The following is a 23,030-nucleotide window of genomic DNA, read 5'->3' as shown; positions in this document are numbered from 1 at the left end:
CCTTACCCGGTCGGGGCTACCCTGCCGGGGTCATCCATTTTTCCCGCCTGCCCTGCGCTCTGCCTGCGGTGTCACTTCTGCGGATTGCCGCCCTGCTGGCTGTCGGGATGCGGACGGCCGGAGAAGTTGCGGTGCGCGACCGACGCCTCTTCCCCCACCCGTGCGCCACTCGACGCGAAGGTCTCATCGGCGCTGCGGGCGAACAGGCTCGGCAGCACCGCCCAGGCGCCGCCAGCCAGGACGACGATAGCGCAGAGCGCGGCGAGGAAGGCTTTCATCGGTGATTCTCCAGACAGCGCTTACCGGGGAAAAAGCCGCGATGCCGGCCTTTCCCGCCATCGCACAACGCCGCCCGGAGCCGATTGTTTCCATCCTCGCTTTTCCGCTTGATATGCTCTAATCGAGCACATATGGTTTTGCTCAGAACGAGCATAGAGCGGAGCATCCGATGCCCGAGGTCGCCGAACTCGCCTACACCCCTGCCGTCGCCGCGGCGACCGCGCCGATCTACGACCGCATGAAGCGTGTCGTGCCGGCCATCGAATGGCCCTTCCACGCCCCGCTGGTCCACGCCATCAACGAGCTGAAGCGCGAGCGCAACGCCGTCATCCTGGCGCACAACTACCAGACACCGGAGATCTTCCACGGCGTGGCCGACATCGTCGGCGACAGCCTGGCGCTGGCCGCCAAGGCGACCGAGACCGACGCCGATGTGATCGTGCTGGCCGGCGTGCATTTCATGGCGGAGACGGCGAAGCTGCTCAATCCGGCCAAGACGGTGCTGATCCCCAGCCGCAACGCCGGCTGCTCGCTGGCCGACAGCATCACCGCCGCCGACGTCCGCCTGCTGCGCGAGGCGCATCCCGGCGTGCCGGTGGTGGCCTATGTCAACACCTCGGCCGAGGTGAAGGCGGAGGTCGACATCTGCTGCACGTCGGGCAACGCGGTGGAGGTGGTGGAATCGCTCGGCGTCGACCGGGTGATCTTCCTGCCCGACGAGTATCTGGCGAAGTATGTCGCCACCCAGACCAAGGTCGAGATCATCGCCTGGAAGGGCCATTGCGAGGTGCATGAGCGCTTCACCGGCGCCGAGATCGACGAGTTCCGCCGCCGCTTCGACCGGCTGACCGTGATCGCCCACCCCGAATGTCCGCCCGACGTGCTGGAAGCGGCCGATTTCGTCGGCTCCACCGCCCGCATGATCGACTTCGTCGGCACCGAGAAGCCGCAGCGGGTGCTTATGGTCACCGAATGCTCGATGAGCGACAACGTCGCCGCCGCCTCGCCCGAGACGGAGTTCGTGCGGCCCTGCAACCTGTGCCCGCACATGAAGACGGTGACGCTGTCGAGCATCCTGGACTCGTTGCGGACCCTGGAACCGCGCGTCGAGATCCCGGACGCGCTGGCCGCCCGCGCCCGCCGCTCCGTGGAACGCATGCTGGCGGTGAAGCCGAAGTGAGCGCGTCGACCTCCCCCTCTCCCCCCCCGCTCTCGCGCAAACGACGTTTGCGCTGACGCGACAGGCGGACCTTTGGTCCGCCGAAAGCGGGGAGAGGGTCGGGGTGAGGGGGATGCATTTGCCGAACGTCTTCGGCTTCGCCGAACCCCCTCATCCTAACCTTCTCCCCTGGGGGGAGAAGGGATCTGCTCGCGTTGTGTAGGAGTCCCCCATGACCTCCAGCACGCCTTACGATGTCCGCGATGCCGAGGTGATCGTCGTCGGCTCCGGCCTTGCCGGGATGACCGCGGCGCTGCAACTGGCGCCGCGCGCGGTCACGCTGATCACCAAGACCGCCGGCCTGCCCGGCGGCTCCAGCCTCTACGCCCAGGGCGGCATCGCCGCCGCCGTCGGTCCCGGCGACCGGCCGGAGGACCATGCCGCCGACACCGTCGCCGCCGGGGCCGGTCTGGTCGATGCGGCGATGGCGGCCCTGCTGACCCGCGACGGCGCCGCCCAGGTCCGCCGGCTGCTGGAGGACGGCCTGCCCTTCGACCGTGCGCCCGACGGCTCGCCGCTGCTAGGCCGCGAAGCCGCGCATGGTGCTGCGCGCATCGTCCATGCCGGCGGCGACGCCACCGGACGCACCCTGGTCAGCGCGTTGGCGGACCGCCTGCGCGCCACCCCCTCGGTGCGGGTGGAGACCGACGCCTTCGCCGTCGATCTCGTGCTGCGCAACGGCCGGGTCTGCGGCCTGCTGGCCTGCCATGGGCAGGGCTGGGTGCTGCACCGGGCACCGCGCGTGATCCTGGCGACCGGCGGCATCGGCGCCACCTTCGCCCGCACCACCAACCCGGCGGAGGCCACCGGCGACGGGCTCGCCATCGCCGCGCGGGCCGGCGCCACTCTCGCCGACCTGGAGTTCGTCCAGTTCCACCCGACGGCGCTGGCCGTCGATGCCGACCCGGTGCCGCTGCTGACCGAGGCATTGCGCGGGGCGGGCGCCCTGCTGCTCGACAGCGAGGGCCACCGTTTCATGCCGGACGAGCATCCGCTGGCGGAGCTGGCGCCGCGCGACGTGGTGGCCCGCGCCATCGGCCGGCGTGTCGCGGCGGGGGAGCCGGTGTTCCTCGACCTGCGTCCGGCGCTCGCCGCCAAGCCCGGCGGCTTCCCCACCGTCCTGGCGCTCTGCGCCGAGCATGGCCTCGACCCCTTCGCCGAGTCGATGCCGGTGGCGCCCGCCGCCCACTATCATATGGGCGGAGTGGTCACCGACGCCGACGGGCGGACCAGCCTGGAGGGGCTGTGGGCCTGCGGCGAGGTCGCCTGCACCGGCGTCCACGGCGCCAACCGGCTGGCGAGCAATTCCCTGCTGGAGGCGCTGGTGTTCGGCGCCCGCGTCGCCCGCGACGTGGCGGACCGTCCCCTGGCGCCGCTGCCGCCCTTCGCACTACCCCGCCCGCCGGCGGTCGCCGCCGATGTCGGCCATGCCCTGCTCGACGCCATCGGGGCGGAGGCGCGGACGGCGCTCTATGACGGGGCCGGTCTGGTCCGCAACGGTCTGGGGCTGCTGGCCGCCCGGCGCAAGCTCGACCGGCTGGCGGCGGCGCTGGACATGCTCCGCTGCGAGGACGGCGACGCCTATGGCACTGTCCAGGCTCCGCCCGAGATCGTCCGGCACTGGGGCGAGGCGCGCAACCGGCTGCTGGTCGGCCGTCTGGTGGTCCATGCCGCGCTGGCGCGGGAGGAAAGCTGCGGCGCCCATTGCCGCAGCGACCATCCCCTGCCGAACCCCGCCTCCATCTCCCGCACCCTGACCCTCAGCGAACTGGCCGGCACCGCCGGCCCCCTGCCCGGAGACGCCGCATGCTGCATCCTCTGACCGTCGAGCCCATCGTCCGCGCCGCCCTGGCGGAGGATCTGGGCCGGGCCGGCGACATCACCACCGACAGCATCATCCCGGCCGACGCGGTGGCGACCGCCCGCATCGCCGCCCGCAAGGATGGCCGCGTCGCCGGGCTGGAGGCGGCGCTGATCGCCTTCCGCCTGCTCGACCCCGGTATTTCGGTGACGGTGGAGCGCACGGACGGCGACGACGTGCCCCCCGGCGGCACCATCGCCACCCTGACCGGCAAGGCCCGCGCCCTGCTGACGGCGGAACGCACGGCGCTGAACCTGATGGGCCGGCTGTCCGGCATCGCCACCGCCACCCGCGCCCTGGTGCGCGAGGTGGAGGGCACGAAGGCACGCATCGTCTGCACCCGCAAGACCACCCCCGGCCTGCGCGTTCTGGAAAAGCATGCGGTCAAGCTGGGCGGCGGCTTCAACCACCGTTTCGGGCTGGATGACGCGGTGCTGATCAAGGACAACCACATCGCCGTCGCCGGCGGCGTGCGCCCGGCGGTGGAGCGCGTCCGCGCCGCCATCGGCCACATGGTGAAGGTGGAGGTGGAGGTCGACACGCTCGACCAGCTGGACGAGCTGCTGGGCCTGCCGGTCGATGTCGTGCTGCTCGACAACATGGACCCGGACACGCTGCGCCGCGCCGTGCGGATGGTGGACGGCCGCCTGCTGACCGAGGCATCGGGCAACGTCACGCTCGCCACCGTCCGCGCCATCGCCGAGACCGGCGTCGACATGATCAGCTGCGGCTGGCTGACCCACAGTGCTCCGAACCTGGATCTCGGCCTGGATATGTGAGGATGGAATCAGAAAGCCCCTTCTCGAACCAGGAGAAGGGGCTTTCTGGGTCCGCAATGCTTACGCAGCCAGCTTTTCGACGTTGCCGTCCAAGCCCATCAGCAGCAGTTCGACCTCAAGGTCCGGGTGGCGTTCTTTTACCATCGCCCTCAGCTTGCTCAGGTACTGACCGTGCACCTCGGCCTCCTTCGCCGGGTCGGGCGACAGGTCCATGCCGAGAAAGACCTTGTAGGCACCACAGTCGCGGTGATCCATGACGATCAGGCGCTTGATGTGATGAAGTTCCTTGGCGACGGCGACATGATCCCAGAAGGCGTCGCCCCAGGCCGGCTTTTTGTCGGTCAGCGCGCCCAGGCTGGCACCGGCCAGAATGACGTGGTCGTAGTTCGCCTGCATGTTGCGGGCGTTCATGTAGCCAGCGACATGGCCCATCAGGCGATAGTCCATGCAGGACAGCAGAAGGGTATCGACGCTGCCGGCCTGGGCCGGGCGGCTCATCATCATCGGTGCCATCAACGTCACGCCGGCGCCCAATGTCGCCAGCTTCAGGAACCCGCGGCGCGAGCTGTGTTCGCTCTGGCAGCAGCCATGGTGATGACCGGTCGAATGATCCATCTTGCCCTCCAACACGCCTCGAACCCATATCGAGGTTTCACGCGCAATGGTGGCAGCGGATTGTTAAAAATTTCAATATAGGGTCTACCACCATATGGAAAAGCAATAAAAATTCATCCTTGTGGCATTTTTCGGATAGCGCTCTCCACAACCCGATTCGGTTCGTTGCCGAAATGAAAACGGGCCGCCCTTTTTGCAAAGAGCGGCCCGTTCCTGTGCATGGATTTTCCTGGTCGTCAGCGTTGGGCCGTCACCCGCCGCGCGTGCTGCTGGGCGCCGGTGCTCCTGCCGACCCGACGGTGCTGGAGGCCGGCGGCGGCGATGCGCTCGCGCTGTGGTTGGGCGAACAGTCCGCGTTGGCGATCCCCGCCGTCAGGAGAGTGGCGAGACCGAACAAAGCGGCGACGACCGGACTGGCTCCATGAGACATTGGATCACCTCCTTTCTGAAACGTTGCGACCTCCAACAGATTGACACAGTGCAGCGCTTGGTCAATGGCCGATTCGAACATCGGCGACGCCGTCTCCCAATGGAACAGGTCCGGGCCTTGAACCTGAGCGCTGTTATCGGGTTTCCAGCAGCCCGCTCATCGTCGCGAACAGTTCCGACTTCGCTTCGAAACCGACGCCGGGCAGATCGGGCAGCCGCACGCGGCCATCCTCGACTGCGATACCGTCGGCGAAACCGCAGAAGGGCTTGAAGACGTCCGGATAGGATTCGTTGCCGCCCAGATGCAGGCCGGCGGCGATGTTCAGAGACATCTGGTGCCCGCCATGCGGCACCACCCGCCGGCTGGACCAGCCATTGTCCTTCAGCATGTCCAGCGTGCGCAGATACTCCACCAGACCGTAGCTCAGCGCGCAGTCGAATTGCAGCCAGTCGCGGTCGGGCCGCATGCCGCCATGGCGGATCAGGTTGCGGGCGTCCTGGTGGGAGAACAGGTTCTCGCCCGTCGCCATCGGCCGGTCGTAATGGGCGGCGAGTTCGGCCTGCAACGCATAGTCCAGCGGATCGCCGGCCTCCTCGTACCAGAACAGGCCGTAGGGCTTCAGCGCCTCGGCGTATTTGACGGCGGTGGCGAGGTCGAAGCGGCCGTTGGCATCGACGCACAGGTTCTCGCCCGACCCGACCACCTCCAGCACCGCGTCGATCCGGCGGAGATCCTCCTCCAGCGGGGCGCCGCCGATCTTCATCTTCACGACCTTGTAGCCGCGGTCGCGGTAGCTGCGCATCTCGTCCTGAAGCGCCGTCACATCCTTGCCGGGATAGTAATAGCCGCCGGCGGCATAGACCCAGACGCTGTCATCGGCCACACCGCCGCGGAACCGGTCGGCCAGCAGGCGGTAGAGCGGCACGCCGGCGATCTTCGCCACGGCATCCCACACAGCCATGTCGATGGTGCCGACGGCAACGGAGCGCTCGCCATGGCCGCCCGGCTTCTCGTTGGTCATCAGCCGCGCCCAGATGCGGAACGGGTCGAGATTTTCACCCGTGTCGTCGAGCAGGCTGTCGGGGGCCGCCGACATCAGCCGGGGGATGAAGCGCTCGCGCAGCAGCCCGCCCGCCGCATAACGGCCGTTCGAATTGAAGCCGTAGCCGATCACCGGCTTGCCATCGCGCACCACGTCGGTGACCACCGCGACGACGCTGCACGTCATCTGGCTGAAATCGATGAAGGCGTTGGCGATGTCGGACTTGATGCCGGCGGTCTGCTCGCGGATTTCGACGATGCGCATGGCGGTTTCCCTTGCAGCGTGGTGGCGCGTTTCGTGCCGGCACTGTAGGGATGTTGCGGGCCGCCGGGCCAATGCCAAGGTCGGAACGCATCATGCGGGTTCGGCATAGGGTGGCCGGAGGGTGGGCGCCCAGAGAAATCGGGCGCCTACAGGCACCGGGCCGGCCCGGCAGACGTGACGAAGATTGGGCGATGGAACTCTCCTGGCTCGACGATTTCCTGGCGCTGGTGGATTGCGGCAACTTCTCCCGCGCCGCCGACATGCGCCACCTGACCCAACCGGCCTTCAGCCGCCGCATCCGCGCGCTGGAGGATTGGGCCGGCACCCCGCTGTTCGACCGCAGCGGACAGCCGGTGACCCTGACGGAAGCCGGGCGGCGCTTCCGCCCCTTCGCCGACGAAACCGTGCGCCGCCTGCTGCAAGGCCGGGAAGAGGCCCGGCTCGCCGCCCAGTCGGAAGCGGCGACCCTGCGTTTCGCCGCCACCCATGCGCTGTCGCTGACCTTCTTCCCGTCCTGGCTGCGGGCGCTGGAAGCCCGCGCAAGGCTGGGCGCCATCACCCTGTCGTCGGACAGCCTGGAGGCCTGCGAGCGGCTGATGCTGGCAGGCCAGGCGCAGTTCCTGCTCTGCCACGCCCATCCGGCGGCGGCCGGCCGGCTGGATGCGGAGTCCTTCCGCTCCGTCGTCGTCGGCGGCGACCGGCTGCTGGCGGTGACCGCCCCCGATGCCGGCGGCCGGCCGCGCCATCTGCTGGCGGACGGTCAGGACACACCGCTGCCGCATTTGTCCTACAGCCGCGAATCCGGCATGGGCCGCATCCTGGAGGCGGTGCGGGCGGCGCAGCCGCTGCCGACCGCGCTCGACACCGTCTTCACCTCCCATCTTGCCGCGGTTCTGCGCACGCTGGCGCGCGACGGGCGCGGCGTGGCCTGGTTGCCGGAAAGCCTGATCGTCGAGGATCTGGCGCGCGGCTCCCTGGTGCGCGCCGGTGTGCCTTCCGGCGACGAACGCTGGACCGTGCCGGTGCAGATCCGGCTGGTCCGCCCGCGCGCCCGCCAGAGCAAGGCGGCCGAAAGCTTCTGGACGCTGGCGGTCGAAGCCGCCCTGTGGCGGAACGCCGAGTCGCCGCCGGAGCCCGCCGCGCAGGTTGCCGGATCAGAAGCAACCGCCGAAAAAGAGTTGTGACCCTTTACCCCCAAGTCACTTTGATCGTTGACATTCCCGACAAAGCTTCTCCACCGAAGCGATTTCGCTGGCGCTAACCCTTTCGATCAGGCAAAATTTGCCTAGTTGGGTTGAGAAGCGTCGCGTCAGCGACCGGAGGAACGATCATGGGCGTCAGCAGCATTGGCGGCATCGGCGGCTATCAGCAGCAGCCATACGTCACCCCGCTCAGCAGCGGCCCGGCCGCGGCGCAGCGGTCGACCTCGCCCGTCGAATCCGCACAGGAAGACCAGACCGAGCGCACCCGCCGCCAGCAGGACGCGCAGACGGCCCAGAGCGGATCGAACGGCGGCAACACCACCGCCACCCGCGGCCAGAACCTGAACATCACGGTCTGATCCGTAGCGGATCGCATGGCAGGTCCGGTGCGGCAGGGTCGGTTGAGGAGACCATCGAGGGGCGGTGCCCGCCAAGGGGCTGTCCCAGGGGCAACGCCTGGAAAGCGGGCAAGAAGCGCGGGAGGCAGCGATGGAGATCCGTGGCATTTCCAGCTCGACGGCAGTCCGCCCGACGGCTTTCCAGCCGACGGAAGCCGGCACCGCTTCCCCGTCGACTTCAGCCGAGAGCACCGGAGCGCCAGCCTCCGGCGAGACGGATAAATCCTCCGGCGCCGGCTTCATCAGCCCCTTCCTGCGCTATGACCAGGGCGCGCGGGTGGCCGTGCTGTATTTCCGCGACTTCGACACCGGCGAAACCCAGGACCAGATCCCGTCCCAGCGCGTGGTCGAGGAATACCGCCGCACCGCCAACCGCCTGTCCCAGGAGGACGAGCGGAAAGCAGCTGCGGCGAAGAGCAACTCGGACGGATCGGCGGGCGGCACCGGGACATCGCCCGGCAGCGGCTATGGCGCGACGGCGGGCGGGTCCGGGTCCGGTGGCACGACGACCGGCACGGCGGCCAGCGCGTCGATTGGCGTGTCCTTCGCCAGCGCTCCCGGCAGCAGCGGGACGGCGGCGGGGTCCACCGCCGCGGCACCGGCGACAAGCGGATTCACACCGGCCGCGACGGGCGGATACAGCGGCGGGTCGCCGGGCGGACTGGTTTCGGTGACCGTCTGAAGGGCTTGACCGGGCAGCTTTGAACCGGGCAGCGCGTCCGATTGCCCCGCCCGTAAGCCTCACCCCCCGGTCGCCTCCTCCTCCGCCTGCCGGCGCCTGAACCCCACCAGCGCGGTTTCGTCCAGCATGGCGGCCTCCTTGCGCTTCTGCTTGTCGCGTTCGCGCTTCAGCCGCTCTTCCTCGGCCAGCTCGTAGCGCTTCAATTCCTGGAAGGCTTCGGCCATTTCGTCGGTGGCGATGTTGATCTGCATCTCCACCTGCCCCAGCGATTCGCCCAGCTTGCGGCCGCGCTCCATCGCCGCCTGGGCGAAGTTGGAATAGGTGAAGGAAACCGAAAAGTCGTCACGGACCGTTTCCTGCTCGTGCACGATCTCCTGCTTCACCTTCTCGATCTCGTTGCGCAGCCGGTCGGCCAGCGTATGGAGATCCGCCAGGACGCGACGCTTCTCGTCCAGTTGCAGCTTTTGCAGGCGGATGATCGTCTTCAGGCTCATTGCGGCCACTGCACCCCAAAGATTTCAGCGAGCATGGCGTAGCTGGTCTCCAGATCGGTGGCCTCGCGCTTGCTCTGCTTCAAAAAGGCTTCCAATGCCGGCTGGAAGTGGATCGCCTCGTCCACCTGCGGGTCGGTGCCGCGGCGGTAGGCGCCCAGCCGGATCATCTCCGCCATGTTGTCGTAGGACGACAGCAGGCGCCGGGCATGGCCGACCAGCTCGTTCTCGTTCGCCGTGTTGCAGCCGGGCATGGTGCGCGACACGCTGCGCAGGATGTTGATGGCGGGATAGCGCCCGCGCTCGCCGATCTGGCGCTCCATCACGATGTGGCCGTCCAGGATGCCGCGCACGGCGTCGGCGATCGGCTCGTTGTGGTCGTCGCCGTCCACCAGAACGGTGAACAGGCCGGTGATGGTGCCCGCCCCGACCACGCCCGGACCGGCGCGCTCCAGCAGGCGTGGCAGCTCGGCGAAGACGGTCGGCGGATAGCCCTTGGTAGTCGGCGGCTCGCCGGCCGACAGGCCGATCTCGCGCTGGGCCATGGCGAAGCGGGTGACGCTGTCCATCATGCACAGCACGTCGCGGCCCTGGTCGCGGAAATGCTCGGCGACCGCCAGCGTCATGTAGGCGGCCTGCTTGCGCATCAGCGGCGCCTCGTCCGAGGTGGCGCAGACGACGACGCTGCGGGCCAGCCCCTCCTCGCCCAGATCCTCGGTGATGAATTCCTGCAATTCGCGCCCGCGCTCGCCGATCAGGCCGATCACCGCGACCTCTGCGGCGGAAAAGCGGGCCAGCATCGACATGACCGACGATTTGCCGACGCCCGATCCGGCGAAGATGCCCATGCGCTGGCCGAGGCAGCAGGTGAGGAAGGCGTTGATGGCGCGGATGCCCAGATCCAGTTTCTCTCCCACGCGGGCCCGCGAATGGGCGTTGGGCGGCGTGTTGCGGATCGGCGTGCCCTGCGGCCCCTTGGGCAGCGGCCCCTTGCCGTCCACCGGTTCGCCCAGCGCGTTGACGACGCGGCCGAGCCAGGCGTCGGTCGGGAAGATCCGTGCCTGATCGCCCGCCACAAGCGCGCGGCAGCCCAGCCCCACGCCGTCCAGCGCACCGAAGGGCATGGCGAGCGCCCTGCCCTGGCGAAAGCCCACCACCTCGCACGGGACCTGACGGCGGTCGCGCGTCTCGACGATGCAGCGGCCGCCGACCGACAGTTCCTTCTCGATCCCGCCGACCTCGACCATCAGGCCGGACACGGCGGTGACGCGGCCGTACCGGCTGGAGTCCGGGATCCGGTCGATGTCGCGGATCAACTGATCGATATCGAACGTCATGGATCGGATACCGGCGTTTCCAGGGAAGGCGGTCCCAAGACGGGACGCGCTCCTATTAAGTGGTAGCTCTGTGGACGGAGGCGACGTTAACCACCATGATCGCATCTTGCGATGGAAGGATTAACGTTGTGTAAGCGCTTGGCACTGGCGTTAAGCTGAATCGTCTGTTAACTTGTGTAAACGGGATGGTTGAAATCGGTCATCAAGGATCGGGGACCATGTCCGGGGTCGGGTAGCGAAAGCGCGCCATCAAACGTCGGGATATCGCCATGAGGGTTCTGCTGGTTGAAGACGATTCCTCCGTCGCCAAAAGCATCGAGCTGATGCTGAACACGGAAGGTTTCATCGTCGATTCTACCGACCTGGGTGAGGACGGACTCGAGATCGGCAAGCTCTACGATTACGACATCATCATTCTCGACCTGATGCTGCCGGACATCGACGGTTACGAGGTTCTTCGCCGCCTGCGCGCCGCGCGCGTGACCACCCCGATCCTGATCCTGTCCGGCCTGACCGAAATGGACAACAAGATCAAGGGGCTGGGGTTCGGCGCCGACGATTACCTGACCAAGCCGTTCGACAAGCGCGAGTTGATCGCCCGCATCCAGGCCATCGTCCGCCGGTCGAAGGGCCATTCCGACAGCATCATCCGCACCGGCCGCCTGACCGTAAACCTCGACACCCGCACGGTGGAGGTCGACCAGTCGCCGCTGCACCTGACCGGCAAGGAATACGGCATCCTGGAGCTGTTGAGCCTGCGCAAGGGCACGACGCTGACCAAGGAGATGTTCCTGAACCATCTCTATGGCGGGATGGACGAGCCGGAACTGAAGATCATCGACGTCTTCGTCTGCAAGCTGCGCAAGAAGCTGGCCGCCGCCACCCAGGGCGACAACTACATCGAAACGGTGTGGGGCCGCGGTTACGTGCTGCGCGACCCGCACGAGGAAATCGTCGAAGGCAATCCCCCGCCCCCGCCGCGCGTGCCGCAACAGCAGGCCGCCGGCTGACTCCTCACCGCTTCCGCTTTTCTTTTGCCGCTCCTCCACGCCCGGCCGTCTTTCACCTTGAAAGCCGGACCGGGCGTTGCCATATCTGGTGGGTCATTCTGCTTCGGACTGCGGGGCTTTCAAAAGCCTCCACGCTCAGCCCCTCTTTTTTCGCCATCGCAAAATTCGATCGCGAGCACCTGGGGGCCGCCAATCCCACACCCAGTCTGATGCGCCGCACCGGTGGTGTGGCGCCCTTTGCGTTATGGGAGACAGACATGCCCGTCGGCACCGTCAAATGGTTCAACAGCACCAAGGGCTTCGGTTTCATTCAGCCGGAAAGCGGCGGCCCGGATGTGTTCGTTCACATCTCCGCTGTCGAACGCGCCGGGCTGCGCAGCCTGGTCGATGGCCAGAAGATTTCCTACGAGGAGCAGCGCGATCCGAAGCGTGGCAAGACCTCGGCGGAAAATCTGAAGGCGGTCTGACCGCCTGACCGCCGACCTGCGGAAAAAGGGGCATCGGGAAACCGGTGCCCTTTTTCCGTGTTGCACAAGTCCCTGTCGCCCAGATGCAGGGCTCTGCCCAGAGGAGATCCGCGATGGCTTTCAAACCGAACTACAACCAGCAGCGGGCCGAGCGCAACCGGGCCAAGGAACAGAGGAAGCAGGAAAAGCTTCAGCGTCGCGAGGAAGGCGTCGCCGCCCGCCGCGCCGGCGATCCGGACGGGACGGAGACGCAGGACGAGTCCCTGGCGACCGACAGCGATGCCGAGACCAAAACCGACACCAACAATGCCTGAACGGACGGCCGCAGGCGCGGCCGACCGCGACCATACGGAGGACAGGCCATGGCCCGTCAGAAGAAACAGCCCGTCGACAACGCCTTCGCGCTTTTCGACGTGATTTACCAGGACGGTGCGCGCACCTCGAACCGCAAGGTGCCGACCACCGACATCGATCAGTTCGACCGCGAGAATTCCATCCGCACGTACATCGAAGCGCAGGACCGCAAGATCGCCGAAATGTCCGGCAATCCGCGTGGCCCGATCAAGTCGATCACGCCGTCGGCCTGATTTTTCACCGATTCGAGTGGGGGCGGCTTCCCCGCCCCCGTCGCTCCCGAAGACGCCGCTCCCGAGGCCCCTTACGCCACCTTGGCGCCGGCGGCCGAGAAGCCCCCCAGGCTGTAGAGACCGCGCTGGCCTTCCACCGGTTTGAACTTGTCGGTGATGCCCAGCACCGTTTCAGCACCGCCCAGATACAGAACGCCGTCCTGCGGCATCTGGCGGGAAATCGATTCCAGAACCTTCGCCTTGGTCGGCTGGTCGAAATAGATCAGCACGTTGCGGCAGAAGACGATGTCGAACTGTCCCAGCGCCGACAAATCGCCCAGCAGGTTCCATTCGCGGAACGACGCCATCTGGCGCAGCTGCTGGCTGATCTGCCACTTGTCGCCGTTCTGCTTGAAATGCTTCACCAGCATGGTGATCGGCAGGCCGCGCTGCACCTCGAACTGGGTGTAGACGCCGGCCTTCGCCCGCTCCACCATTTCCGCCGAGATGTCGGTGCCGACGATCTCGATGCGCCAGCCGGCCAGCTTCGCCGCCTCGTCGTTCAGGATCATCGACAGCGAATAGGCTTCCTGGCCCGACGAACAGGCGGCCGACCAGATGCGCAAGCTGCGCTTGGCCGCCCGCGCCTCCATCAGCTTGGGCAGCACCAGTTGGCGGAACTGGTCGAACGGCTTCTGGTCGCGGAAGAAGGACGACTCGTTGGTCGTCATCGCCTCCGTGATGTCGCGCAGCAGCGCCTCGTCCTTGCGGGTGCGGACGGTGGTCGCCAGCTCCTCAAGCCCCTTCATGTTCCACTTGCGCGCCACCGGCATCAGCCGGGATTCGAGCAGATACGCCTTGTCGCGGGTGAGGACCAGGCCGGAACGCTGCTTGAGCAGCGTGGAGAACATGTCGAAATCTTCGACTCTCATGCTGCCCTCGAAGCGAGCTTGCGGATGTGGGGACCGATTTCCTTGAGCGGCAGGATGACGTTGCAGATGCCGGCTTGCGCCACGGCACCGGGCATGCCCCAGACCACACTCGATGCCTCGTCCTGGGCGATCAGTGTGCCGCCGCCATTGACCACGTCGGTGCAGCCCTTCAGCCCGTCCTGCCCCATGCCGGTCAGGATGCAGGCCAAGATCTTGCGGCCGCCGAAGGCCTTCAGGATCGACCGCATCATCGGGTCGACCGCCGGGCGGCAGAAATTCTCGGGCGGATCCTTGCTGAGCGCGATCACGTTGGCGCCGGCGCGCTGCGTCACCAGCATGTGGAAGTCGCCGGGCGCGATGTAGCAGCGGTTCTGCACGATCGGCTCGCCGTCCTTGGCCTCGCGCGCATCGATCCCGCATTGGCGGGTGATGTGCTCGGCCAGGATGGTGGTGAAGGTCGCCGGCATGTGCTGGGTGATCAGGATCGGCTGGCTGACGCCGGCCTTCAGGTGCGACAGCACCTCGAACAGCGCCTGCGGCCCGCCGGTGGAACTGCCGATGGCGATCACGTCCGGCTTGGTGGCGATGGCGCCGGCCGGAGTCGGCCGGGTGACGATCGGCCCGACCTCGCGCTTCAGCAGCCCCAGCGGAGCCGCCGGGGTCAGCGGCCGGATCTCGCCGCGCGAGCGCGATCCGGCACGCCGGGCGGCGGCACCCAGCGCCTTGACCTTGGCGACCAGCTCGCGCTTGAAGTCCTCCGCCCCGCCGATCTCGCGGGTGGAGGTCGGCTTCGGGATGTAATCGGCCGCACCGGCCGACAGGCAGCGGATCGACACGTCGGCCCCGCGCAGCGTCAGCGTGGAGGCCATGATGATCTTCACCTGCGGCGCAACCGCCAGCAGCTTCGGGATGGCGGTCAGCCCGTCCATCACCGGCATCTCGATGTCCAGCACGATGACATCGATGGAATTGCGCTGCAGCGAATTGACCGCCATCTGGCCGTCGCCGACGGAGGTGACCACGCGGATGTCCGGGTCCCCTTCCAGCGCGCGGGTCAGCAGGCCGCGGATGACGGCGGAGTCGTCCACCACCATGACCCGGACGGGATCCGGGTTGGCCGGTCGCGCGGTGGTGAGGGGGCCTCTGCCAAAACTGTCCGACATAACGGCGATTCGCCTTTCAACTCGACTGGTTCAACGCTGGCTCTCCTGACATCCCGCTCGGGGTCACAGAAGGCCGACCTGCGCGAACTTGGTCTGGATGATGTCACTGTCGAAGGGCTTCATGATGTACTCGTTGGCCCCGGCGGACAGCGCCTCCTGGATATGGGCAAGATCGTTCTCGGTCGTGCAGAACACCACCTTGGGCTGTTCGCCCCCGCTCATCTTGCGCAGCCGCCGCAGGAACTCGATCCCGGTCATCACCGGCATGTTCCAGTCCAGCAGGATGGCGTCCGGCATCTGTGCCGCGCAGGCTTCCATCGCCTGCTTGCCGTCCTCCGCCTCCGAGCAGGCGAAATTCAGCTCTTCCAGGATCTTGCGCGCGACCTTGCGGACAACGCGGCTGTCATCGACCACCAGGCAGGATTTCATTGCGGCAGGGCCTCAGGTCATCTGTTCGTCGGCGAAAGCCGGCCGGCCGGTGCGGCGCCCTCCCCCAGGGGGCAAGGCGCCGCAAACCGTCAGGCCGTCTCGATGGTTGTGAAGTTGAGCAGACGGGGCACGTCCAGCACAACCATCAACTGGCCGTTCAGCCTATAAATTCCGGTCGATACCTCGCGCCAGCGCGGATCCAGGGTCGCCGGGTTGCGTTCGAAGTCCTCCTTGGTCAGGCTGAGCACCTCGCCGACCGAATCGACCATCAGGCTGTACAGCTCGCCGCGCAGATCGACGACGATCGACATGCCGGGCTTGTCCTTCGGACGGCCGGTCAGGCCGAGCCGCAGGCGGACGTCGATGGCGGTGACGATGCGGCCGCGCAGGTTCAGCGATCCGGCGACCTCCGGCGGGGCCAGCGGGATGCGGGTGATCCGCTGATGGCCCAGCACGTCCTGCACCTGAAGGACCGGGATGCCGAACATCTGGTCGGCGATCGTCATGGTCACGAAGTCCTGGTTGCCGGAGACGACGAGATCGTCGCCCCGCGACTTGCGGACGGTGGACGGCAGCTTGGCGTTGCTCATGCGGCACCTTTCTGGTCGGTCAGCGTCTGCTGGAGCGCGAAGAGCAGCGCGTCACGGTCGAACTTGGCGACATAGTCGTTGAAGCCGGCGATCCGGCCGCGGTCGAGATCGCGGGCGCTGGCGTGGCTGGACAGCGCCACCATCGGAACGCGCTGCCAACGGCTGCCGTGGCGCACCGCCTCGGCGAAGTCGAAGCCGCTCATGCCCGGCATCTCGATGTCGGAGACGATGACGTCGAAGTCCTCGCCCGCCTCGCAAAGCGCCAGCGCGTCGCCGGCATTCTCCACCGCCGTCACGTCGTAGCCGGCGACCGACAGCAGCGGCGTCAGCAGGTTGCGGAAGAAGGGGCTGTCGTCCACCAGCAGCACGCGCTGGAGCTTCTCCTCCTCGAACCCCTCCTGGGTGGAGGAGCCGAACCAGTCCTTGTAGGCCTGGGTCAGGAAGAAGCCGGCGTCGATCACCTCGGTCGCCTTGCCCGCGATGATGGCCGACCCCATCAGGCCGGGACGCTCCGCGGCCAGCTGGACGTTCAGCTTCTCCTCCACGATGTCGACGATCTCGTCGACGATCAGGCCCATCGAGCGGTCGCCGTCGGCGAAGACCAGCACCGGCTGGCGGCCTTCGTTGGCGACGACGAAGTTCGGGTCGATCGGGACCAGCGGCATCAGCTTGCCGCGGTACTGGACCACCGGCAGGCCGTTCGACAGCTCGACCGTGGCGAGATCGACGTCCTCCAGGCGGGCGACCAGCGACAGCGGCACCGCCTTGGGCGCACCCTCGCCGGCGCGGAACAGCAGAAGCGCCATCTTGTCCTCCTGGCGCTGGGTCTGGACCGCGGTGGTCTCCTTGCCGGCGGCCTCGCCCATCGCCATCTCGCCGGTGGCCGACGCGATGCCGTTGGGGTCCAGGATCATGATGACCGAGCCATCGCCCAGGATCGTGTTGCCCGAGAACATCTCGATGTGGCGCAGGATCGGCGCCACCGGCTTCACCACGATTTCCTCGGTGTCGAACACGCGGTCGACCATGATGCCGAAGGTGTAGGTGCCGACCTGGGTGACGACGATGAAGGTCTCATCCGCCGGCTTCTTGGCGTCCTCGCTGTCGTCCAGCCGCAGCAGCTGCTGGAGCGAGACCAGCGGCAGCAGGCGGTTGCGCAGGCGCAGGACCGGGGTGCCCTTCAGCCGCTCGATGGTGTGCTCGCTGTCGGCGGCGGCGCGCACCAGCTCGACCACGCTGATCTGCGGAATGGCGAAGCGCTCGCCGGCACATTCCACGATCAGGGCCGAGACGATGGCCAGCGTCAGCGGGATCTTGATGACGAAGGTCGAGCCTTTGCCCTGGGCCGACTTGATCTCGATCGTGCCGCCGATCTTCTCGATGTTGGTCTTCACCACGTCCATGCCGACGCCGCGGCCCGACACGTTGGTGACCTTGGCGGCGGTGGAGAAGCCCGGCTTCATGATGAACTGGATGATCTGCTGGTCGGTCATCGAGGCCAGCTCGCCTTCCGACGCCATCCCGTTCTGGATCGCCTTCTGCTTGATCCGGTCGATGGCAAGGCCCTTACCGTCGTCCTGGATCTCGATGATGATGTGGCCGCCCTCGTGATAGGCGTTCAGGGTAATGCGGCCGGTCTCCGTCTTGCCGGCCTTCACGCGCTCCGCCGGGATCTCCAGGCCATGGTCGGCGCTGTTGCGCACCATGTGGGTCAGCGGATCCTTGATCAGCTCCAGGACCTGACGGTCCAGCTCGGTGTCGGCGCCGAGCATCTGGAGGTCGATCTTCTTGTTCAGTTCATGCGCCAGATCGCGCACCAGACGCGGCAGCTTGGCCCAGGCGTTGCCGATGGGCTGCATGCGCGTCTTCATGACGCCCTCCTGCAGCTCCGACGTCACGTGGTTCAGGCGCTGCAGCGGTGCGGCGAACTCGCTTTCCTTCTGCGACCGCAGGATCTGCAGCAGCTGGTTGCGGGTCAGCACCAGCTCCGACACCATGGTCATCAGGTTTTCGAGCAGGTCGACGTTGACGCGGATGGTCTGGGCGGCGACCGCCGATTCCTTGGTCGCGGCCTCGGCACCGGCATCGGCGGCACCGGCGTTGCCGCCGCCCGAGGCACCCGCCATCGGGGCGACCGGCGCCGGCACCTTGGCAGCGGCCGGCTCGGCATCGGGCACGACGAGGTCGTGCGACTGGGCGGGCTCCTCGGCCGGCTCGGGCGCGCGGGTGGCGACCGCGGTGCCGGCCGCCGGAGCGGGAATGTCGTTCGGGCCGGGCGTGGAGTTCCACAGCGCCTCCAGCTCGTCCATCGTCACCGGCCGGGATTCCGACGCGGCAACCGCAGGGGCGGTCGGCGGCGGCGGCGGAGCGGCGGCGGCGGCCGGGGCGGGACCGCCCAGCTTGCCTTCGGCGCACAGGTTCAGCCGCTCGATCAGCGGCAGGTCGTCGCCGGGCGGTTCCGCCTCGGTCGCTTCCAGCACCGCCAGCAGGCTCTTGATGGTGTCCAGAGCCTGCAGGATCAGCGAAACGGCTTCCGGGTTGATCGTCAGTTCGCCGTCACGGAACTTGCCCAGCACGTTCTCCGACGCGTGCGCCACCTTTTCCAGGCGGGGCAGGCCGAGGAAGCCGCAGGTTCCCTTGATGGTGTGAACGAGCCGGAAGATGTTCGACAGCAGTTCCGGATTGTTGGGATTCTGCTCCAACCTGACCAGCTCGACGTCGAGCACCGAGAGGTTTTCGTTGGTCTCTGTCAGAAATTCGGACAGCAGATCATCCATGTCGCATTCCCCAGGCCCAATGTTTATGGTCCGCGCCGGCCTGCGGCTCGAACGGGCAGCATCGAAAGGCTGCCGGTTGCGCTCCAGTCCAGGTAGGGTGGGAGCCTGTCAAACACTGATTAAGAGAACCTTACCTCTTCCGATAGGGAGTCTTCCGGGGGCTGCTACCGGTAGGATCGGGGTTCCTTTGTCACAGGGAGGATCGATGAGCGACGCCGAAATCGCCCAATCCGTGCGCGAAGCCGTGGAACGCCTCAACGCCGCGCTGGCGGAGGCCGCGCGCCACAATCTGGCGATCACGCTGCGCACCACGGCCCACCAGACCACCGGCGGGGTGGAGCAGGTCGTGGTGGAGCCGCGGATTTTCAAACAGCTGTAGACGCGGCCGGAAGACCGGCCGGACGCCTCACCACTCCGCGGTGAAGACCAGCCGTTCGCTGCTTTCAGTGGCGACGGCGATGCGGAAGCCGTCGCTCTCGGCCAGCCTGCCGGCCAGATAGGCGTGGATGGTACGGGGGCTCAGCGCCTCGGCCGTCGCCGTTCCGGCCAGTGCCGCCGCGGTCTCCGGTTTGAGGGTGCCCGGCCGGCCGGCGGCGGTCACGGTGATGCGGCCCGCCGTCTCGTCGCCGTCGGCGGCGACGGAGACCAGACCGCCATGGGTCAGCGCCTCGTCCGCCAGCATCACCAGATTCAGCACCAGCTTGACCACGCCTCGGCGCTGGGCGGTCATGTCGTGCGGCACCCGTTCCGGCCAGTCCAGCCGGGTGCGTCCGCCCTCGACATAGCCGGCGGCGGCGGCGCGGGCGTCGCCGAAGCCCTTCTGGTCGCGCCCCGCCACCCCATAGGCCAGCCGGAACACCCGCAGCCGGCGGTCGGCCTGGCCGGAGGAATGGTCGATCAGCTTCACCGCCTCGCCGAGAAATCCGCCGACGGCAGTCCCGCCATCCTCGTCCTCCTGCATCTCCTCGATCAGTTCCAGCCCGTTGCGGATGGCGCCGACCGGACTGACCAGATCGTGGCAGAGCTTCGACGCCAGCAGTTCCAGAACGCGGATGTCGACGCTGACGGGGAGGGAGGACGATTCGGTCACGAGGCAGACTCCGGAAAAAAGGAACGGCGACGGCGCGGTGCTGGAGATTCTATACTTTCCCGGCGCCGCCGCACAGGCGGTCGCATTTCCTATGTACAATAGTTCGATAGATGGGACCCGACATGGACGATTCGCTGGTGCCCGGCGCCTGGGTGCGCCACCCGGACCAGCCCGACTGGGGGCTGGGACAGGTGCAGTCGGCCATCCGCAACCGCATCACCGTCAATTTCGAGCATGCCGGCAAGGTGCTGATCGACAGCGACGTCATCTCGCTGACGCTGGTCGATCCCGACGGGATCTGAGCGGCTTCGGCCGGGTCTCCGGCGTCCGGGAAAGCGCGGATTGCGCCGCCGCGGCCGCTTTGCTTTTATGCGACCGAAGTCGCGCATGTGTCAGGGAGTGATGGAATGAAGGCAATGATCCTCGGCTTCGCCGCCGCGGCGGTGATCGCGCTGGGCACGGCTGCGGTGCTGAACACGATGGGCCACTCGACCACGGAGCGCTATTCCAGCACGTCCGTCCGCCTTTAAGGGAACAGGCGACCTCCTTATTCCACGAAAAGGCGACTTCCAGCCAACCCCTGCACGGTGTAGGATCGATCAATCCTTGACCGGACATGGCGGGCCGTCGCTTGATCTCGCGTCTCAAAGGGGGAATGGGCGCATTCGGTGTGGCGCTGATCCTGGGCCTCAACGCCCTGGTCGGCTACGACCTGCTGCACCAGCGCGACGAGACGCTGGCCCGGGCGCGGGAGGACAGCGCGGCAATGGCACTGGTGCTGGAGCACCATGCCACCGACAGCCTGTCCGGCGTGGCGAAAATCCTGGCCGGGGTGGTCGAGGTCCTGGCGGTGCGCGCCGACGCCTGGGAGCGCGGCGACACCGACGTCTTTGCCCTGCTGCGCCGTCAGGCAACCCTGTCGCCGCTGATCCGCGCCATCCTGGTGGTGTCGGCCGACGGCAAACTGATCCACGACACCCAGACCCTGGAGCCGGCCGGCATTGACCTGTCGGACCGCGATTACCTGATGGCGCACCGCGACAGGCTGGTTCCCGGCGGTGCCGATGCTGTCTTCGTCGGCAACCCCGTGCGCGGCCGCACCTCCAACACCTGGTTCATCAGCATGAGCCGGCGGCTCGAATCGGCGGACGGCCGCTTCGCCGGCGTGGTGGTCGCGGTGATGGAACCGATGGCCTTCCGCAGCTTCTACCAGACGCTTCCCCTCTCCGGCGACGCGGTGGTCACGCTCTATCACGCCGACGGGCCGGTGATCGCCCGCTTCCCCGACCATGACAGCCACATCGGCCTTTCCGCCCACCATCTGCCGCTGTTCACCACCCTGCTGAAGCAGGCGCGGGCGGGCACCGAACTGCTGGACAGCGCCGGCGACGGGCCGCGCCGGATCCTCAGCCATCGCGCGTCGGCCGAGATGCCGGTGGCGGTGACCGTCTCGTCGTCGCGCGATGCGGTGCTGGCGCCCTGGTGGTCGAAGGCGATGACGCTGGCGGTGGCCGATCTTGCCGGGACGCTGGTGCTGGCGGCGATGACGCTCGCCCTGCTGCGCGAGGCGGGGCGGCGGGAACGGGCGATGGCGGACCTCCAGGACAGCGAACGGGCGCTGCGCGACAGCCAGCAGCGGCTGATCCAGGACATCGCCGCCCGCCACCGGATCGAGGCGGAGCTGATCGCCGCCAAGCAGGTCTCCGACGCCGCCAACCGGGCCAAGACCCAGTTCCTGGCCAACATGAGCCACGAGCTGCGCACCCCGCTGAACGCCGTCATCGGCTTCGCCGAGGCGCTGGAAAGCGGCATCTTCGGCCAGATGTCGGCCAAGCAGACCGAATATGTCGGTGACATCCGCAAGTCCGGCCAGCATCTGCTGAGCCTGATCAACGACATCCTCGACACCACCAAGATCGAGTCGGGCAAATATGTGCTGCATCAGGAGGATCTGCCGGTCGACGACCTGATCGGCGAATGCCTGCGCCAGATGGGGCCGCTGGCGGTGGAAAAGGGCGTGACCCTCACGGCGGCGCTGCCCGGCTCCCTGCCCATCCTCCATGCCGATGCCCGTGCCGTGCGACAGATCCTGCTGAACCTGCTGTCCAACGCGGTGAAGTTCACCCCGCCCGGCGGGCGGATCGTCGTCGAGGCCGACCGGGTGGCGCGCAGCCTGCGCCTGCGGGTCAGCGACACCGGCATCGGCATCCCCGCCATCGAACTGGACCAGGTGATGGAGCCCTTCCATCAGGTCGACAACTCCCACACCCGCCGCTATGCCGGAACCGGGTTGGGGCTGCCGCTGGTCAAGTCGCTGGTCGAGTTGCAGGACGGCCGCTTCGTGCTGTCGAGCGTGCTGGGCCGGGGCACCACCGCAACCGTGCTGTTCCCGCCCTCCCGGCTGCGCAACCGGTCGGAGGCCCTACGGGCGCTGACGCGGACAGAGGCTGCTCCGGTGTGAGGCGGGGCGGCTCACCCCCGCCGGGATTTGCCGAGAATGACCAGGGCGATGCCGCCGAGCACGGCGACCGACGACACCGCCAGGACCGGCGTGATCCGTTCGCCCAGCGCCAGCACCGCAACAAGCGCGGTGATGACCGGAACGCTCAGCTGGACGGAGGCGGCGCGGGCGGCGGTCAGGGCCGGCAGCGCGGCATACCAGATGGAATAGCCGACCCCCGACGCCAGCGCCCCCGACAGCACCGCATAGACCAGCCCGCCCTGGTCCCAGCGCAGGCCGCCGCCGGACAGCGGCCCCGCCAACGCCGCCAGCAGCGCCAGAACCGCCGCCATCGGTGCGGCGCGCAGGAAATTGCCGGCGGTGGTGGCGATGGGGTCGCAGCTGGCCCGTCCCAGCAGGGAATAGATCCCCCAGGCTGCACCGGCCACCACCATCAGCAGCGCCCCCAGCGGGTCCGGCGCCGACAGGCCGGGCGCCAGCAGCAGGGCCAGCCCGCCGAGCGCCAGCGCCAGCCCGCCCCATTGCAGCGGCACCAGCCGTTCGCCGCGATACAGCCCGACCAGGATCATGGTGGCCTGCACCGCCCCGAACAGCAGCAGCGCCCCGGTCCCCGCGGTCATGGTCAGATAGGCGAAGGAGAAGGCGGCGGCATAGGCCAGCAGCGCCGCCGCCCCGCGCCAGCTGCCGGCGCCCGCCTTCGCGTGCCCGGTCGCCCGGGCGATCAGCCACAGGCTGGCCGCACCGGAGGCGATGCGCACCAGGGTGAAGCCGGCCGGGTCGATGACGGTCTGGGTCAGCGCCAGCCGGCACAGGATGGAGTTGGCGGCGAAGGCCAGCATCGCCAGCACGGTCAGCAGCGCCGCCCGACCGGCAGTGGGCACCGCCGGCGCCGGAACGGCACCCGTCTTATCGCTCGCCACCACGATTGTTTCCCTTGCAACCAGAC

General features: G+C 67.7%; 27 protein-coding genes. 14 read left to right on the top strand and 13 right to left on the bottom strand.

What is annotated here, in order from left to right; translation table 11 throughout:
- Positions 1-71 precede the first annotated feature (71 nt).
- The gene (locus tag ABNQ40_RS07420) at positions 72-278 is read right to left on the bottom strand and encodes a hypothetical protein (protein ID WP_109051600.1); all 207 of its coding nucleotides are present in this window, start codon (positions 276-278) and stop codon (positions 72-74) included.
- 170 nt (positions 279-448) lie between these two features.
- Here ABNQ40_RS07420 and nadA point away from each other — a divergent pair, with 170 nt between their 5' ends.
- The 3 genes from nadA (at position 449) to nadC (ending at position 4,138) form a co-directional block, all read left to right on the top strand.
- Positions 449-1,459 carry a quinolinate synthase NadA gene (nadA, locus tag ABNQ40_RS07415; RefSeq protein WP_109051599.1) on the top strand — a complete coding sequence of 337 codons (1,011 nt, stop codon included), beginning with the start codon at positions 449-451 and terminating at the stop codon, positions 1,457-1,459.
- A 211-nt stretch (positions 1,460-1,670) separates the two neighbouring features.
- Entirely contained in the window at positions 1,671-3,320 is a 1,650-nt protein-coding gene (locus ABNQ40_RS07410) for an L-aspartate oxidase (RefSeq protein ID WP_391345946.1), read from the top strand.
- Positions 3,305-4,138, top strand: a complete 834-nt coding sequence (nadC, locus tag ABNQ40_RS07405) for a carboxylating nicotinate-nucleotide diphosphorylase (RefSeq protein ID WP_109047918.1) — start codon at positions 3,305-3,307, stop codon at positions 4,136-4,138. The genes ABNQ40_RS07410 and nadC overlap by 16 nt, the downstream gene beginning before the upstream one ends.
- A 60-nt stretch (positions 4,139-4,198) precedes the next feature.
- On the opposite strand, the gene ABNQ40_RS07400 is transcribed toward nadC, so the two are convergent.
- From ABNQ40_RS07400 to ABNQ40_RS07390, 3 genes are all read right to left on the bottom strand, one after another.
- A complete protein-coding gene (locus ABNQ40_RS07400; RefSeq protein ID WP_109490707.1) occupies positions 4,199-4,753 on the bottom strand; it encodes a carbonic anhydrase in 555 nt (184 codons plus the stop codon).
- Positions 4,754-5,003: 250 nt separating this feature from the next.
- A complete protein-coding gene (locus tag ABNQ40_RS07395; RefSeq protein ID WP_391345943.1) occupies positions 5,004-5,183 on the bottom strand; it encodes a hypothetical protein in 180 nt (59 codons plus the stop codon).
- Positions 5,184-5,316: 133 nt separating this feature from the next.
- A complete protein-coding gene (locus ABNQ40_RS07390; protein WP_109047916.1) occupies positions 5,317-6,489 on the bottom strand; it encodes a mandelate racemase/muconate lactonizing enzyme family protein in 1,173 nt (390 codons plus the stop codon).
- 191 nt (positions 6,490-6,680) lie between these two features.
- On the opposite strand from ABNQ40_RS07390, the gene ABNQ40_RS07385 reads away from it, so the two are divergent.
- The 3 genes from ABNQ40_RS07385 to ABNQ40_RS07375 all read left to right on the top strand — a co-directional run bounded on the left by ABNQ40_RS07385 (position 6,681) and on the right by ABNQ40_RS07375 (position 8,771).
- Positions 6,681-7,673 carry a LysR family transcriptional regulator gene (locus ABNQ40_RS07385; protein ID WP_109047915.1) on the top strand — a complete coding sequence of 331 codons (993 nt, stop codon included), beginning with the start codon at positions 6,681-6,683 and terminating at the stop codon, positions 7,671-7,673.
- A gap of 146 nt (positions 7,674-7,819) precedes the next feature.
- Positions 7,820-8,050, top strand: coding sequence for a hypothetical protein (locus ABNQ40_RS07380; protein ID WP_109047914.1), 231 nt, complete (start codon positions 7,820-7,822; stop codon positions 8,048-8,050).
- Between the two features lie 130 nt (positions 8,051-8,180).
- Positions 8,181-8,771, top strand: a complete 591-nt coding sequence (locus ABNQ40_RS07375; RefSeq protein ID WP_109047913.1) for a hypothetical protein — start codon at positions 8,181-8,183, stop codon at positions 8,769-8,771.
- Positions 8,772-8,830: 59 nt separating this feature from the next.
- Here ABNQ40_RS07375 and ABNQ40_RS07370 read toward each other — a convergent pair whose 3' ends face one another.
- Together ABNQ40_RS07370 and fliI are read right to left on the bottom strand one after the other, a co-directional pair.
- On the bottom strand, positions 8,831-9,265 hold the full coding sequence (locus ABNQ40_RS07370; RefSeq protein WP_098736188.1) for a flagellar export protein FliJ: 435 nt from the start codon (positions 9,263-9,265) through the stop codon (positions 8,831-8,833).
- Entirely contained in the window at positions 9,262-10,599 is a 1,338-nt protein-coding gene (gene fliI / locus ABNQ40_RS07365) for a flagellar protein export ATPase FliI (RefSeq protein WP_109047911.1), read from the bottom strand. Before fliI ends, ABNQ40_RS07370 begins: the two co-directional genes overlap by 4 nt.
- A gap of 269 nt (positions 10,600-10,868) precedes the next feature.
- Between fliI and ctrA the strand changes: the two genes are divergently transcribed.
- The 4 genes from ctrA to ABNQ40_RS07345 all read left to right on the top strand — a co-directional run bounded on the left by ctrA (position 10,869) and on the right by ABNQ40_RS07345 (position 12,663).
- Positions 10,869-11,609, top strand: coding sequence for a response regulator transcription factor CtrA (gene ctrA / locus ABNQ40_RS07360; protein ID WP_098736190.1), 741 nt, complete (start codon positions 10,869-10,871; stop codon positions 11,607-11,609).
- Between the two features lie 257 nt (positions 11,610-11,866).
- Positions 11,867-12,076, top strand: coding sequence for a cold-shock protein (locus ABNQ40_RS07355; protein ID WP_012977930.1), 210 nt, complete (start codon positions 11,867-11,869; stop codon positions 12,074-12,076).
- Positions 12,077-12,189: 113 nt separating this feature from the next.
- The gene (locus tag ABNQ40_RS07350) at positions 12,190-12,390 is read left to right on the top strand and encodes a hypothetical protein (protein WP_158285530.1); all 201 of its coding nucleotides are present in this window, start codon (positions 12,190-12,192) and stop codon (positions 12,388-12,390) included.
- Between the two features lie 48 nt (positions 12,391-12,438).
- Positions 12,439-12,663 carry a hypothetical protein gene (locus tag ABNQ40_RS07345; RefSeq protein ID WP_098736191.1) on the top strand — a complete coding sequence of 75 codons (225 nt, stop codon included), beginning with the start codon at positions 12,439-12,441 and terminating at the stop codon, positions 12,661-12,663.
- Positions 12,664-12,734: 71 nt separating this feature from the next.
- Here ABNQ40_RS07345 and ABNQ40_RS07340 read toward each other — a convergent pair whose 3' ends face one another.
- The 5 genes from ABNQ40_RS07340 to ABNQ40_RS07320 form a co-directional block, all read right to left on the bottom strand.
- Positions 12,735-13,574: a protein-glutamate O-methyltransferase CheR gene (locus tag ABNQ40_RS07340; protein ID WP_109047910.1), complete on the bottom strand. Its 840-nt coding sequence runs from the start codon at positions 13,572-13,574 to the stop codon at positions 12,735-12,737.
- Positions 13,571-14,737, bottom strand: a complete 1,167-nt coding sequence (locus ABNQ40_RS07335) for a chemotaxis response regulator protein-glutamate methylesterase (RefSeq protein WP_109047909.1) — start codon at positions 14,735-14,737, stop codon at positions 13,571-13,573. The genes ABNQ40_RS07340 and ABNQ40_RS07335 overlap by 4 nt, the downstream gene beginning before the upstream one ends.
- A 63-nt stretch (positions 14,738-14,800) precedes the next feature.
- The gene (locus ABNQ40_RS07330; protein WP_045583532.1) at positions 14,801-15,166 is read right to left on the bottom strand and encodes a PleD family two-component system response regulator; all 366 of its coding nucleotides are present in this window, start codon (positions 15,164-15,166) and stop codon (positions 14,801-14,803) included.
- An 89-nt stretch (positions 15,167-15,255) separates the two neighbouring features.
- Complete coding sequence (locus ABNQ40_RS07325; protein ID WP_109047908.1) at positions 15,256-15,756, bottom strand: chemotaxis protein CheW; 501 nt, start codon at positions 15,754-15,756, stop codon at positions 15,256-15,258.
- Positions 15,753-18,533: a chemotaxis protein CheW gene (locus tag ABNQ40_RS07320; protein ID WP_109047907.1), complete on the bottom strand. Its 2,781-nt coding sequence runs from the start codon at positions 18,531-18,533 to the stop codon at positions 15,753-15,755. The genes ABNQ40_RS07325 and ABNQ40_RS07320 overlap by 4 nt, the downstream gene beginning before the upstream one ends.
- A 205-nt stretch (positions 18,534-18,738) precedes the next feature.
- On the opposite strand from ABNQ40_RS07320, the gene ABNQ40_RS07315 reads away from it, so the two are divergent.
- Positions 18,739-18,912 (top strand): hypothetical protein, encoded by a 174-nt coding sequence (locus ABNQ40_RS07315; protein WP_174474538.1) that lies wholly within the window; start codon positions 18,739-18,741, stop codon positions 18,910-18,912.
- Between the two features lie 27 nt (positions 18,913-18,939).
- Here the strand turns inward: ABNQ40_RS07315 and ABNQ40_RS07310 are convergent, their stop codons facing one another.
- Complete coding sequence (locus ABNQ40_RS07310) at positions 18,940-19,623, bottom strand: histidine phosphotransferase family protein (RefSeq protein WP_109047906.1); 684 nt, start codon at positions 19,621-19,623, stop codon at positions 18,940-18,942.
- A 122-nt stretch (positions 19,624-19,745) separates the two neighbouring features.
- Between ABNQ40_RS07310 and ABNQ40_RS07305 the strand changes: the two genes are divergently transcribed.
- The 3 genes from ABNQ40_RS07305 (at position 19,746) to ABNQ40_RS07295 (ending at position 22,084) form a co-directional block, all read left to right on the top strand.
- A complete protein-coding gene (locus tag ABNQ40_RS07305; protein ID WP_109047905.1) occupies positions 19,746-19,925 on the top strand; it encodes a DUF3553 domain-containing protein in 180 nt (59 codons plus the stop codon).
- A gap of 105 nt (positions 19,926-20,030) precedes the next feature.
- Entirely contained in the window at positions 20,031-20,153 is a 123-nt protein-coding gene (locus ABNQ40_RS07300; protein ID WP_282187156.1) for a hypothetical protein, read from the top strand.
- A 125-nt stretch (positions 20,154-20,278) separates the two neighbouring features.
- Complete coding sequence (locus tag ABNQ40_RS07295) at positions 20,279-22,084, top strand: ATP-binding protein (RefSeq protein WP_109047904.1); 1,806 nt, start codon at positions 20,279-20,281, stop codon at positions 22,082-22,084.
- Positions 22,085-22,095: 11 nt separating this feature from the next.
- On the opposite strand, the gene ABNQ40_RS07290 is transcribed toward ABNQ40_RS07295, so the two are convergent.
- Positions 22,096-23,007: a DMT family transporter gene (locus ABNQ40_RS07290; protein ID WP_109047903.1), complete on the bottom strand. Its 912-nt coding sequence runs from the start codon at positions 23,005-23,007 to the stop codon at positions 22,096-22,098.
- Between the last annotated feature and the right edge of the window lie 23 nt (positions 23,008-23,030).

It is taken from the genome of Azospirillum sp. A23 (assembly GCF_042938965.1).
GTDB classification, from domain to species: Bacteria; Pseudomonadota; Alphaproteobacteria; order Azospirillales; family Azospirillaceae; genus Azospirillum; species Azospirillum melinis.
The sequence above is the reverse complement of the archived record's forward strand: the minus strand, read 5'-3'. Positions and strand labels throughout refer to the sequence as shown.